The organism is Rhizobium leguminosarum bv. viciae USDA 2370 (assembly GCF_002008365.1).
GTDB lineage: Bacteria > Pseudomonadota > Alphaproteobacteria > Rhizobiales > Rhizobiaceae > Rhizobium > Rhizobium leguminosarum.
The window spans coordinates 25306-37502 of record NZ_MRDL01000003.1 but is presented as its reverse complement, the minus strand read 5'-3'; the positions used below and the strand labels follow the sequence as shown (position 1 = coordinate 37502).

Below are 12197 nucleotides of genomic sequence, written 5' to 3'. Positions count from 1 at the left end.
AAACCAAAAGAGGATGAGAACATGACACTGAATTTGACAAGACGAACGATGATCGCAGCCGCCAGCTTCACGGCATTGACCTTCATCGGCCTGTCCAGCGCTGCTGCGCAGGAAAAGACTGTCGCATTGGTGCAGATCAACCAGCAGGCGCTTTTCTTCAATCAGATGAATGAGGGCGCCCAGAAGGCGGCCGATGCCGCCGGCGTCAAACTGGTGATCTTCAACGCCAACAACGAGACGACCGCGCAGAACAGCGCGATCGAAACCTACGTCCAGGAAAAGGTCTCCGGTCTTGCCGTCGTGGCGATCGATGTCAACGGCATCATGCCGGCGGTCAAACAGGCGGCCGATGCCGGCATTCCTGTCGTCGCCATCGACGCCATCCTGCCTGATGGCCCACAGAAGGCGCAGATCGGCGTGGACAATGCCGCGGCCGGCGCCGATATGGGCAAATACTTCCTCGACTACGTCAAGGCGAACATGGGCGGCAAGGCCAAGCTTGGCGTCGTCGGCGCGCTGAATTCGTTCATCCAGAACATCCGCCAAGAGGGCTTCGAGAAGACCCTGAAAGGCGTCGACGGCATTGAAATGGCCGGCGTCGTCGATGGCCAGAACATCCAGGACAACGCTCTTGCGGCGGCTGAAAACCTGATCACCGCCAATCCCGATCTGACCGCGATCTACGCCACCGGCGAGCCGGCCCTGATGGGGGCGATCGCCGCTGTCCAGAGCCAAGGCAAGCAGGATAAGATCAAGGTGTTCGGCTGGGATCTGACTGCCGAAGCCATTGCCGGCATCGATGCCGGCTTCGTCGTCGCCGTCGTCCAGCAGGATCCGGCTGCAATGGGCGGTGCCGCCGTCGACGCGCTCGTCAAGGCCTCGGCCGGCGAAGCCGTCACCAAGACGATCTCGGTGCCGATCACCATCGTCACCAAGGAGAATGTCGAGCCGTACCGGGCCGTCTTCAAATGATCGAAAGCGGACAGCGTGACATCGCTGCCGCCGGTTCCGGAGGGGTCGCACCCTCCGGAACCGGAACATCCGGCGGCACCCGATCCGACCCGCGCATCTCGCTTCGCGGTATCCGGAAGTCGTTCGGCTCGCACCAGGCCCTGCGCGGCGTCGATCTCGACATCTTCCCCGGCGAATGCCTGGGCCTTGTCGGCGATAACGCCGCCGGCAAATCGACGCTGACGAAAATCATCTCCGGAACCTACATTCCCGATGCCGGCACCATCACCATGGAAGGCGAAGAGGTTCGCTTCTCCGGCCCTGCGGATGCGCGTGGCAGAAACATCGAGATGGTGTTCCAGGATCTCAGCCTCTGCGACCATATCGATGTCGTCGGCAATCTCTTCCTGGGCCGCGAACTCAGCCGCGGGCCGTTTCTCGACACCAGGACGATGCTGTCCGAAGCCCGCAAGATGCTGGATTCGCTGGAGATCCGCATCCCAAGGCTGACCGGCAAGGTCGCCCAGCTCTCCGGCGGCCAGCGTCAGGCGATCGCCATTGCACGCGCCGCTTCCTTCAAGCCCAAGGTGCTGATCATGGACGAGCCGACGTCAGCACTTGCCGTCGCCGAGGTCGAGGCGGTTCTGGCCCTGATCAACCGCGTCAAGGCGAACGGGGTCTCGGTGATCCTCATTACCCACCGGCTGCAGGATCTCTTCCGGGTCTGCGACCGCATTGCGGTGATGTACGAGGGCACGAAAGTGGCCGAACGGCAGATCGGCAGCACCAACCTCGAGGATCTCGTCCATTTGATCGTCGGTGAAGGAGCCAGGCAATGACGGCTTATACGGAACGCGGCCATGGCTCGCGCATCGCCGATTTCTTCGGCGAACATGCACAGGTCCTGTCGATCGCCATCTTCTTCCTGGCCTGCATGATCTTCTTCTCGATCGGCAGCGAAACCTTTTTCACGCTCGGCAATATCCTGAACATCGTCCGGCAGGCTGCTCCCATCCTGATCGTTGCCATCGCCATGACCTTCGTCATCATCACCGGTGGCATCGATCTTTCGGTCGGCTCGCAGGTCGCGCTCGTCAATGCGGTCGCGGCGATCGTCATGGCGATGGGTGTTCCCTGGCCGTCCGTGGTCATCGGCATGATCGTGCTCGGTGGCTTCATGGGGCTGGTTCAGGGCTGGTTCACGGCCTATCAGGGCATTCCGGCCTTCATCGTTACGCTTGCCGGCCTCTCGATCCTGCGCGGTCTGGCGCTCTATCTGACCCAGGGCTATTCCATCCCGATCAAGGATGCGCCGGGCTTCTTTGCGCTCGGCCGGGGCGAAATCCTGAGCTTCCCGATCCCGGCGATCATCGCCGTCATCATCGCCATTCTCGGCTATGTCGTCATCACCGCGACGAAATATGGCCGGCAGGTCGTGGCTGTTGGTTCCAACATGGAGGCGGCTCGGCGCGTCGGCATGCCCGCCAAATGGATCATCGCCTCGGTCTATATCATCTCCGGCATCGCCTGCGCGGTCGCCGGTCTGCTGATCGCCGCTCGCCTCGGCTCCGGTTCGTCCAATGCCGCCGTCGGCTTCGAGCTGCAGGTAATCGCCGCCGTCGTGCTCGGCGGAACGTCGCTGATGGGCGGACGCGGCACCATCCTCGGCACCGTGCTCGGCACGCTGACCATCGCCGTCATCGGCAACGGCCTGATCCTGATGCACATATCGCCTTTCTTCACCCAGATCGTCACCGGCGCCATCATCCTCGTCGCCATCTGGCTGAACACGCGCATCTTCACGGCCAATTTCCATTTCCGGCTCGGCAGGAAAGGATGAAGCGATGAGCGAGCAGACGGCAGAAAGCTTGTCCGAAGCGCATGTCCGATCCGGCAAGGTGATGACCGTCACCGGTCCGATTTCGGCGGATGCGCTCGGCGTGACACTGATGCACGAGCATATCCTCAACGATTGCCGCTGCTGGTGGCACACGCCGAAGACGCCGGAACGGCAATATCTCGCCGAAAGCTTCGTCTGCATGGAGATCCTCGGCGAGCTCAGGCAGGATCCCTTCGTTAACAAGCACAATATCACGCTCGACGACGAACATCTGGCGGTGGCCGAGCTCAAGGACTTCGCCACGGCGGGCGGGCGCACCGTGGTGGAACCGACCTGTAAGGGCATCGGCCGAGATCCGCTGGCGCTCCGGCGTATCTCCGAAGCGTCGGGCCTCAACATCGTGATGGGGGCGGGTTATTACCTCGGCTCCTCACATCCGGAAAACGTCGCCGCGATGAGCGTCGATGATATCGCACTGGAGATCGTCCGCGAGGCAAGGGAAGGCGTCGACGGCACCGGCGTCAGGATCGGGCTGATCGGTGAAATCGGTGTCTCCTCGGATTTCACCGCCGAGGAGGAGAAATCGCTGCGCGGTGCCGCACGCGCGCAGGTGCTGACCGGACTTCCACTGATGGTGCATCTGCCAGGCTGGTTCCGTCTCGGCCACCGCGTGCTCGACGTGGTGGCGGAAGAGGGGGCGGATCTCCGCCACACCGTGCTTTGCCACATGAACCCGTCGCATAACGACATCGCCTATCAAAGCGAGCTGGCCGCGCGCGGCGCCTTCATCGAATACGACATGATCGGCATGGATTTCTTCTATGCCGACCAGCAGGTGCAGTGCCCGAGCGACGAGGAGGCGGCGCGCGCGATCGTGCGTCTCGTCGAGGCCGGCTATCTCGACCGGATTCTCCTGTCGCACGATGTCTTTCTGAAGATGATGCTGACGCGTTACGGCGGCAATGGCTACGCCTATATCCTTCGCCACTTCCTTCCCCGTCTTCAGCGGCACGGCCTCGACAAGACGGTTCTCGACGAAATGATGCGCAGCAATCCGCGCCGCGTCTTTCATGCCGGAGCCTAGCTCCATCCATTCAATCGATCACAGGTACGGCAGACCATGACAAAAAAAATCCTCCTTGTCGGCGAGAGCTGGGTCAGCTCCGCCACGCATTACAAAGGCTTCGACCAGTTCGGCAGCGTCACCTTCCATCTTGGCGCCGAACCGTTGGTGAAGGCGCTCGCCGGCAGCGCCTTCGAGCTCACCTATATGCCGGCGCACGAGGCGGTGGAGAAATTCCCCTTTGAGATGACCGGGCTCGACGCCTACGACGCCATCATTCTCTCCGATATCGGCGCCAATTCGCTGCTGCTGCCCCCGGATGTGTGGCTGCATTCGCGCACCGTGCCGAACCGGCTGAAGCTTCTGAAGGCGTGGGTGGAGAAGGGCGGCGGCCTGCTGATGGTCGGTGGCTACTTCTCCTTCCAGGGCATCGACGGCAAGGCCCGCTGGCGGCGCACCCCCGTCGAAGACACGCTGCCCGTCACGTGCCTGCCCTATGACGACCGCGTCGAAATTCCCGAGGGAACTGTTGCCGAAGTGGTGAAGCCGGAGCATCCGACAATGCAGGGCCTTGAAGGCGCCTGGCCGGTGCTTCTCGGCGTCAACGAGGTCGAAGTGCGAGACCGTGCCGATGTCGAGATCGTCGCGCGCCTGCCTGAGGATCAGGGCGGCCATCCGCTGCTCGTCGTCGGCACGCATGGCACTGGGCGGACGGCGGCCTGGACGTCGGATATCGGCCCGCACTGGCTGTCGCCCGCTTTCTGCGAATGGGAAGGTTATGGCCGGCTCTGGAAGAACATCCTCGGCTGGCTCACGGAAAAGCAGGCGTGATTTCAGCACGCGGCGGGAATTGGAAAGGGAATGACATGCAGGAAATTTCGGACAGGCCGTCCAACGCCATCAGGGACATCTTCGGCAGGGACAAGGTCCTGATCGGCATGATCCATTGCCCGGCCTTTCCGGGCGCGCCGCGCTACCGGGGTGCTGCGATGGATGCGATTTACGACGCGTGCATGCGCGACGCCGAAGCCTGCGTGGAAGGCGGCCTGCATGGGCTGATCATCGAAAATCATGGCGATGTACCGTTCTCGAAGCCCGAGGATATCGGCCCCGAGACGACTGGCTTCATGTCTGTTGTCACCGACCGGATCGCGCGCGCGGCCGGCATTCCGCTCGGCGTCAACGTGCTGGCCAACGCGCCGATCCCGGCCTTCGCCATCGCCACGGCCGGTGGCGCCAAATTCATCCGCGTCAATCAATGGGCCAATGCCTATGTCGCCAATGAAGGCTTCATGGAGGGCAGGGCGGCCGAAGCCATGCGCTACCGCTCGCTGCTCAGGGCCGAGCACATCAAGGTCTTCGCCGACAGCCACGTCAAGCATGGCAGCCACGCCGTCGTCGCCGACCGCTCGATCCAGGAGCTGACGCGTGATCTCGCCTTCTTCGATGCCGATGGCGTCATCGCCACCGGCCAGCGGACCGGCAATTCGGCAACGATGGAGGAGATCGAGGAAATCGGCGCGGCGACACACCTGCCGCTGCTCGTCGGCTCCGGCGTCAACAAGGACAATATCGTCGATATTCTGAGCCGCACCAATGGCGTCATCGTCGCTTCCTCGCTGAAGCACGGCGGCGTCTGGTGGAACCCCGTCGACGTCGAGCGCGTGCGCACCTTCCGGGCGGCGGCCGAACCGGGACTGGAGGGCTGAGTATGGCGGCAGAGAGCCTTTCGGCCCGCATCCTGCGCGAGAACGACGCTGTCCTTGGCGCGATGCTGAACCACCGCTTCGTCGAAGATGTGAAAAACGACACGTTGAGCAAGGCGGCCTTCGAGCGTTATCTCGTCTATGAAGGCGCCTTCGTCGACAGCGCCATTTCGATCTTTGCCTATGCGGCGGCGACCGCCAGGACGATGACGCAGAAGCGCTGGCTGATCGCGGTTCTCGACGCGCTTGCCAACGAGCAGATCACCTATTTCGAGCGCACCTTCGCCAGCCGCCGCATCGATCCCTCGTCCTTCGATACCGGCATCGCCGAGGTCGAGGCCTTTCGCGCCGGTATGTTGGAGATCGCCCGCCAGGGCGGCTTCCTCGACACGGTTGCGGCGATGTTTGCGGCCGAGTGGATGTACTGGACCTGGTCGAAGGAAGCGGCTAACCGCCCGATCAGCGATCCCCTGTTGAAGGAATGGGTCGACCTGCATGTCGATCCGAATTTCGCCGCCCAGGCGCAATGGCTGAAGAATGAACTCGACATGGCAGGAGAAACGCTGGAAGAGGATGAAAAAGCGCGGCTCAGCGCGATCTTCGGCCGGGCGATGCAGCTCGAGATCGATTTTCACGATGCGCCTTACCTTTAGCTTCAGCCTTGCGAAAGCAGATGCATGCGCGCCTATATAGTCGGTAACGTCGCCATCGACGAAACCATCGCCGTTTCCGAACTTCCCGTCATCGGCGCCTCCATCCTCGGCAATGCCGGTGGCAGCGATCTCGGCGGCAAGGGCACGAACCAGGCGGTCGTCATGGCCCGCTGCGGCGTTCCGACAACGCTGGTAGCGCCTGTCGGCAGGGATGCGAGGGCCGATACCATTCGCCATTACCTCGCGGACGAACCGCTTCGGAGCGAACTGATCGAAATGGAAAATGCATCGAGCGATGTCTCGATCATCTTCCGACTGCCGGGCGGCGAAAATGCCATCGTCACGACGACGGAATCGGCGCAGAGCCTGTCCCTCTCCGATGTCAGGCGGATCCTCTCGACGGCCGGCACCGGCGATCTCATGATGCTGCAGGGCAATCTGTCCGACCAGACGACCCGCGAGATCCTGGAGCATGCAAGAGCGATCGGCATGGTCACCGCCTTCAATCCCTCGCCGGTGCGCTCCTATTTCTCTGATCTTTGGGGGTTGATCGACATCGCCTTCCTCAACAAGGGCGAGGCGCAGACCCTGACGGGAACGACGGGCAGGGAGGCTGCCGAATATCTGCTCAGCCGGGGCCTGCGAGACGTCGTCCTGACGCTGGGCGGCGATGGCGCGACGCTCGTGAACCGGCACGACAGCATCGAAGTGCCCGCCCAGGTCTGCGATGTTGTGGATACAACGGGCGCAGGCGATACCTTCATGGCCGCAGCACTAGCATCCTGCGCGCTGCGCCGGCAGCGGCTGGACCGGCTAGCCATCGAACACGCAGTCGCGGCCGCGGCTATCACCGTCTCAAGACATGGAACCAGAAAGGCGTTTCCGACCATTTCCGAGCTTGAAGCGATCCTGACATAACCGGCTCGGTGTGACGGGCGTTTCATAAAACCATCATCAGCCTCTGCGAAGGGATGGGCTTCTCGCGATTCCCTCCGTTACATCCGGACTTTCCTCATGACATCACCCTCGATTTCCGCGCGTCTTTCCCCGACCGCCTCGTCCCGCCTCGTCGTGCTTGCAGAAACGGTATTGAAGGCGGGCGAAACCGCCCGTGGCTCGCTGCGGCGACGAACGTCGGCAGAAATGCTCGCCAAGGCGCCGCGCGATTATCAGACCGAAATCGATGTCGCCGTCGAGCGGATCATCGTCGACGAGATGACGAAGGCCTTCCCGGACTATGCCATCCAGGGCGAGGAGGCCGTCGGCAACCGCACGGCCGCGCCGGAAACGCCTGTTATCTACATCGACCCGATCGATGGCACGACCAATTACGCCTGGGGCATTCCGCATTTCGGCATGACCATCTCGATCGTCGAAAGCGGCAGGCTCGTCATGGGCGTCGTCTATGACGCGATGCAGGATGAGCTGTTCAGCGCCGAGATCGGCGGCGGCGCCTATCTCAACGGCGAACGCATCCGCTGCGCCGATGTGGATGACATCGAGAATGTGCTTGTCGGCGCCGGCCTGCCGATCCCCGGCCAGGTCAAGGCGGTTGCGGAAGAGACATATTTCGAAGCCGTCAGACGGCTGATGGCCAATACGGCGGGTGTGCGCCGGCTCGGCTCGGCGGCACTGTCGATCGCCTATGTCGCCTGCGGCCGGCTGGACGGATTCTTCGAGGACGGGCTCGCGATCCATGATTTCGGCGCCTCGGCGCTGCTGGTCGAAGAGGCGGGCGGCATCGTCACCCGGTTTTCTGGGGCCGAAGTCGACGGGCGGGGCGATATCCTTGCCGCCAGCAAGGCGCTGCATCCCTGGCTGCTGGAAGGCTTCGAGAGCAAGGCGTGAATCGGCGCATTCGGAGCGTCTAAACCCGCAGGAGCTCTTCGATCTCCACATCGCCCTTTGCCGGCATCGACTGATGGACGAGTTCGTTGTCGCGGAAGACGAAAAAGCCGGCGAAGCTCGGCTCGACCCTCATCCCGGCCCGGACGCGATCGTCGGGCGCCACCATCGCCTTCAGACGGCTGCCGTCGGCAAGATCGACATCGACCATCTTGTGGGTGCCGAAATCGACGGCGCGATGGACTGTCGCGGCATCCGCCCGATCCGAGGGACGGATCGTCAGCGCTTCCGGGCGGGCGGCCAGCGTCACCGGCCCGTCCTCGACGGGAACGGCAAGCGGAAAGAGCGGATGCTCGCAGACACCGTTTCTAACGCGGCTCTGGACAAAATTCATCGAGCCGATGAAACCGGCGACGAAGGCCGTCTGCGGCTGTCGGTAGATGGTGCTTGGTGGCGCGATCTGTTCGGTGCGTCCGTCGCGCATGACGACGATGCGGTCGGCCAGCGCTAAGGCCTCGTCCTGACCGTGCGTGACGAAGAGCGTGGTGATGCCGAGGCGCTGCTGGATATCGCGCACCTCCTCCCGCAGCCTCTCGCGCAGATGCTGGTCGAGGCTGGCGAAGGGCTCGTCGAGCAGAAGGATCTTCGGCTCGAGCACGAGCGAGCGGGCAAGGGCGACACGCTGCTGCTGGCCGCCCGACAGTTGCGTCGTCATCCGGCGGCCGTAATCGGCAAGACCGACAAGCGCCAGTGCAGCCTCGACACGCTCACGGATTTCCGCTTTCGGCAGCCGGCGGAGCTTCAGGCCAAAAGCGATATTGTTGAAGACGTCCATGTGCGTCCAGAGCGCATGGCTCTGGAACACCATACCGGTCGGGCGCCGCTCGGGCGGCAGCGTAGTCACCTCCTTCGCGTCGATGCGAATGGTTCCGCCGCTCGGTCGCTCGAAGCCGCCGATCATTCTAAGAAGCGTCGACTTGCCGGAACCAGATGGCCCGAGCAGACAAACGAGCTCGCCGTCGCCGACTTCGAGCGAGAAGTCGCGAACAGCAAAAGTGGTCCCGAACAGCTTCGAAACGCCTTCGATCGCCAGATGTGCCATTCTCAAACCCTTCCCTGAACTGACACGCAAAGCTTCACGCGCCGAAGCCTCTCGCAAAGGCGCCGGTGCCGATCACGCGGCGTGCAAACATCAGCGCGATGAAGGACGGCACCCACAGCATGACGGAGAGCACGGCGCCGTATTGCACGACGATCTGGTTGTTGATGAAGCTGATCATCAGCACCGGCATGGTACGAATCTCGGGCGCGCCGATCAGCCAGGCGCCTTCGGTCTCGTAGAAAGTGCCGACGAAGGTCAAGAGCAGCGCGGCTGATATCGTCGGCGCCGCCTGCGGCAGCGTGATCGACCAGAAGACGCGCAGCGGCGTTGCACCGGCATCGCGTGCTGCCTCTTCCATGCGCCGGTCGACATTCTGGAAGGCTGCCACGGGAATCCAGATCATCAGCATCAGCGTGCCGACGAGCTGGATCAGCACGACGCCCCAGAAGGTGCTGATCAGGCCGAGCTGCAGGAAGATGCCGGCAATGGCGACGAGCAGGCCGAATTTCGGAAAGGCATGCGATGCCAGAAACGACAGGAACAGGATGTTCCTGCCGGGAAAGCGCATACGCGCGAAGGCGTAAGCGGCAGGAAGGCAGATGACGGCCGAAAGAATGGTGACCGTCGTCGTCAGCCGCAGGCTGAGGAAGAGTGCGTCCCAGACATCCCCGCGCGCCAGCGTCTGGCCCCAGAAGCGCAGGCCGAACTGCTGCGGGATCACCGAGGGGTAACGCCAGATCTCGGTGAAGGCCCATGTGCCGACGACGATAAGCGGCAGCGCGATGAACAGCGTCAGCAGGCACGCGAAGAGCAGGCCGATCCAGTCGAAGCGCAGGCCGAAGCTCGATCTGCCGGCATTCATGGCTGGGCCTCGCGGTTGCGGGCGATCGACCTGATGTAGAGGATGCCGAAGATCAGGCAGAAGCCGAATGTGATGACGGCCTGGGTCATGGCGTTCAGCGGGTCGTTCATATCGGCGAAAGTGCGCTGCATGAACGGCCCCATCATCTCCGGTGATGTCGAGCCGAGCACATAGGGTAGGGTGAAGGCGGAGAAGATGCCAAGCACCGCAAAGGATGCAGTCACCAGCAGCGAGTTACCCATGCGCGGCAGGATGATCGAGACGAAGACCCGAAGCGGCCTTGCGCCGACATCGCGCGCGGCTTCGATCGCACTGTTCGAAATGGAGGAAAGCCCTGATGTCAGCATCAGCACCGTGAGCGGAAGATTGTCCCAGACGAGACCGATGACCGGTCCCCACGGTGTCAGATAGGGCGTGCGCAGCTTGGGTAGGCCGACGGAATTCAGCAACAGGTCGACGGTGCCGTTCGGGCCGATCGTCCTGATCAGCGCATAAGCGAGGATGATCGATGGGACGAACATTGGAAAGATCGCCATGCCCTGCACATAGGCGGCAAATCGCCCCTGCGAGAACCGAAGGTAAAGCGCGATCGGAAGGCCGATCGCCAGAAGCAGGATACCGCAGACGGCGGTGGTCCAGAGCGTCAGCCACAGATTGCCGAGGCTGTAGCCGTCGGTGAAGAAGAAGCGGTAGGAGGCAAGCGAGAATTCCGTCGCTCCGTTAGGGCCTCGAACAAAGATTGTGCCGACGACCGCCGAAAGGATCGGAAAGACGACCAGCCATGCAACCAGGAAGACCGGCAGAGCAACGAGGAGGAGCCCGATAGAGCTCCCCCTTCTCATGGACCGGTGACGGCGCAGAACCGCCGGCGCAGTGTCAGTGGACATCAGGTGCGGCTGATGCCCGGAGCGACGTTGCGGTACCAGCCGTCGGCGATCGCCTTTTCCCAATCGCCTCCCGGGAAGGTCGGAATGGTTGAGGGAATAACGTCGGCATATTTCTTGCGAAGATCGTCGGAGATGTGATCCCACGAGATGGCGGGGAAGCCGCCGATCTCGGTGATGATCGCTTCCTGCATTTCCTTCGTCAGCATGAATGCGGCAAGCTTCAGCGCCGCATCCTTGTTGGCGCCGTTGGAGAAGACGGTGATGCTGGAGAAACCGCCGCAGAGGGCGAGATCGGTAAGCTGCACGAGGCCGGTCGTATCAGGCAGCACACCCTGGGAGATCGCCTGCAGCACCTGGTCCGACCAGACCGGCACCATGGTGACGACGCCCTGGGCGAGCAACTGGATCGACTGGGTGTTGCCGGCCGTATAGGCGCCCTTGTCGTAAAGCGCCGGGGCGAGGTCGTTGAGGATCTTCCAGGCCGGTGTCAGCGTCTCAGTGGCGAAGTCGGCGGTGAAATTGTCGACCTTGAACTTCTTCGGATCGCGGCCATTGGCCTCATGGATCGCGCGGCGGACGAAGTTTCCGCCCGAACCGCCCTTGTCGGGACGGTTGTAGATGAACTGGCCCGGATTGGCCTTGATCCAGGCGGTGAGCTGATCCCAGCTCTTCGGCGCATCCTTCGGATCGAGCTTGGTCGTGTCATAGGCGAGAAGGACCTGCGAACCGCGATAGGGAAGGGAGTAGGGGGTATCGAAGGCAAGCGGGTTGATATGGTCGTAGCCCTCGATGTTCTCGGCGGAGAACTTCACCCAGAGGCCGGCATCGATGCCGCCGGATGGCAGACGCGGATCGAATTGCTCGAAGAGGTCGGCTTGCGGATCGGTCTTCGTCTTCAGCGCGGCAAGCGCACGGTCGGCGATGGCGCGCAAGCCATTATTGTCGCCGGCATCGGTCACCTTCAGGGCAACGCCGGGATGCGCCTTTTCGAAGGCCGGGCGGATGACGTTGTTCCAGAGGTCGACGATATTGGCATCCGAACCGCTGTAGAGATCGATCGTGCCGGCTGCGGCCGATGCGAAACGCGGAAGAGCCAGCAGACCGGCTGTAGCTGACGATGTGATCAGAAATTCGCGTCTATTCATAACCCGTCTCCATCAGGTGTCGAGGCTCGGCCTCCGCAGGATTGTCCGAGGCCTTGCTAGCGCCGGCGCGTAACATCGACATGACAGATCGGAGGTATCTGAGGGAAATTGCACAGCTGTGCTCTTTGCACCGTGTGGAAATC

13 protein-coding genes are annotated in these 12197 nt (G+C 62.5%); 9 read left to right on the top strand and 4 right to left on the bottom strand.

From position 1 onward, the window contains the following. Nucleotides 1–21: 21 nt before the first annotated feature. From BS629_RS01910 to BS629_RS01870, 9 genes are all read left to right on the top strand, one after another. A complete protein-coding gene (locus tag BS629_RS01910) occupies nucleotides 22–972 on the top strand; it encodes an ABC transporter substrate-binding protein (RefSeq protein WP_018246975.1) in 951 nt (316 codons plus the stop codon). Further along, on the top strand, nucleotides 969–1790 hold the full coding sequence (locus BS629_RS01905) for an ATP-binding cassette domain-containing protein (protein ID WP_018246974.1): 822 nt from the start codon (nucleotides 969–971) through the stop codon (nucleotides 1788–1790). Before BS629_RS01910 ends, BS629_RS01905 begins: the two co-directional genes overlap by 4 nt. Beyond that, nucleotides 1787–2791 (top strand): ABC transporter permease, encoded by a 1005-nt coding sequence (locus BS629_RS01900; RefSeq protein ID WP_018246973.1) that lies wholly within the window; start codon nucleotides 1787–1789, stop codon nucleotides 2789–2791. The genes BS629_RS01905 and BS629_RS01900 overlap by 4 nt, the downstream gene beginning before the upstream one ends. Nucleotides 2792–2795: 4 nt before the next feature. Then, nucleotides 2796–3875, top strand: coding sequence for a phosphotriesterase family protein (locus BS629_RS01895; RefSeq protein ID WP_018246972.1), 1080 nt, complete (start codon nucleotides 2796–2798; stop codon nucleotides 3873–3875). 36 nt (nucleotides 3876–3911) lie between these two features. Further along, entirely contained in the window at nucleotides 3912–4685 is a 774-nt protein-coding gene (locus BS629_RS01890; protein WP_018246971.1) for a glutamine amidotransferase, read from the top strand. Nucleotides 4686–4720: 35 nt separating this feature from the next. Beyond that, nucleotides 4721–5563 carry a BtpA/SgcQ family protein gene (locus tag BS629_RS01885; protein ID WP_018246970.1) on the top strand — a complete coding sequence of 281 codons (843 nt, stop codon included), beginning with the start codon at nucleotides 4721–4723 and terminating at the stop codon, nucleotides 5561–5563. A gap of 2 nt (nucleotides 5564–5565) precedes the next feature. After that, nucleotides 5566–6213, top strand: a complete 648-nt coding sequence (locus BS629_RS01880; RefSeq protein WP_018246969.1) for a TenA family protein — start codon at nucleotides 5566–5568, stop codon at nucleotides 6211–6213. 24 nt (nucleotides 6214–6237) lie between these two features. Next, complete coding sequence (locus BS629_RS01875) at nucleotides 6238–7131, top strand: ribokinase (protein WP_018246968.1); 894 nt, start codon at nucleotides 6238–6240, stop codon at nucleotides 7129–7131. 96 nt (nucleotides 7132–7227) lie between these two features. Next, entirely contained in the window at nucleotides 7228–8061 is an 834-nt protein-coding gene (locus tag BS629_RS01870; RefSeq protein ID WP_018246967.1) for an inositol monophosphatase family protein, read from the top strand. A gap of 19 nt (nucleotides 8062–8080) precedes the next feature. Here BS629_RS01870 and BS629_RS01865 read toward each other — a convergent pair whose 3' ends face one another. Genes BS629_RS01865 through BS629_RS01850 form a run of 4 tightly spaced genes read right to left on the bottom strand, consistent with a single transcriptional unit; the run spans nucleotide 8081 to nucleotide 12054 of the window. Beyond that, nucleotides 8081–9160: an ABC transporter ATP-binding protein gene (locus tag BS629_RS01865; protein ID WP_018448984.1), complete on the bottom strand. Its 1080-nt coding sequence runs from the start codon at nucleotides 9158–9160 to the stop codon at nucleotides 8081–8083. 34 nt (nucleotides 9161–9194) lie between these two features. Next, nucleotides 9195–10022, bottom strand: a complete 828-nt coding sequence (locus BS629_RS01860; RefSeq protein ID WP_003551980.1) for an ABC transporter permease — start codon at nucleotides 10020–10022, stop codon at nucleotides 9195–9197. Beyond that, entirely contained in the window at nucleotides 10019–10909 is an 891-nt protein-coding gene (locus BS629_RS01855; protein ID WP_018246965.1) for an ABC transporter permease, read from the bottom strand. Before BS629_RS01855 ends, BS629_RS01860 begins: the two co-directional genes overlap by 4 nt. Further along, a complete protein-coding gene (locus tag BS629_RS01850; RefSeq protein WP_018246964.1) occupies nucleotides 10909–12054 on the bottom strand; it encodes an extracellular solute-binding protein in 1146 nt (381 codons plus the stop codon). Before BS629_RS01850 ends, BS629_RS01855 begins: the two co-directional genes overlap by 1 nt. Nucleotides 12055–12197: the final 143 nt, after the last annotated feature.

Excerpts from the sequence above, each read along its gene's own strand:
- BS629_RS01850 (WP_018246964.1), bottom strand. The coding sequence starts at position 12,054 with ATGAATAGACGCGAATTTCTGATCACATCGTCAGCTACAGCCGGTCTG.
- BS629_RS01895 (WP_018246972.1), top strand. The coding sequence starts at position 2,796 with ATGAGCGAGCAGACGGCAGAAAGCTTGTCCGAAGCGCATGTCCGATCC.
- BS629_RS01865 (WP_018448984.1), bottom strand. The coding sequence starts at position 9,160 with ATGGCACATCTGGCGATCGAAGGCGTTTCGAAGCTGTTCGGGACCACT.
- BS629_RS01890 (WP_018246971.1), top strand. The coding sequence starts at position 3,912 with ATGACAAAAAAAATCCTCCTTGTCGGCGAGAGCTGGGTCAGCTCCGCC.
- BS629_RS01860 (WP_003551980.1), bottom strand. The coding sequence starts at position 10,022 with ATGAATGCCGGCAGATCGAGCTTCGGCCTGCGCTTCGACTGGATCGGC.
- BS629_RS01875 (WP_018246968.1), top strand. The coding sequence starts at position 6,238 with ATGCGCGCCTATATAGTCGGTAACGTCGCCATCGACGAAACCATCGCC.
- BS629_RS01885 (WP_018246970.1), top strand. The coding sequence starts at position 4,721 with ATGCAGGAAATTTCGGACAGGCCGTCCAACGCCATCAGGGACATCTTC.
- BS629_RS01900 (WP_018246973.1), top strand. The coding sequence starts at position 1,787 with ATGACGGCTTATACGGAACGCGGCCATGGCTCGCGCATCGCCGATTTC.
- BS629_RS01910 (WP_018246975.1), top strand. The coding sequence starts at position 22 with ATGACACTGAATTTGACAAGACGAACGATGATCGCAGCCGCCAGCTTC.
- BS629_RS01870 (WP_018246967.1), top strand. The coding sequence starts at position 7,228 with ATGACATCACCCTCGATTTCCGCGCGTCTTTCCCCGACCGCCTCGTCC.
- BS629_RS01905 (WP_018246974.1), top strand. The coding sequence starts at position 969 with ATGATCGAAAGCGGACAGCGTGACATCGCTGCCGCCGGTTCCGGAGGG.
- BS629_RS01855 (WP_018246965.1), bottom strand. The coding sequence starts at position 10,909 with ATGTCCACTGACACTGCGCCGGCGGTTCTGCGCCGTCACCGGTCCATG.
- BS629_RS01880 (WP_018246969.1), top strand. The coding sequence starts at position 5,566 with ATGGCGGCAGAGAGCCTTTCGGCCCGCATCCTGCGCGAGAACGACGCT.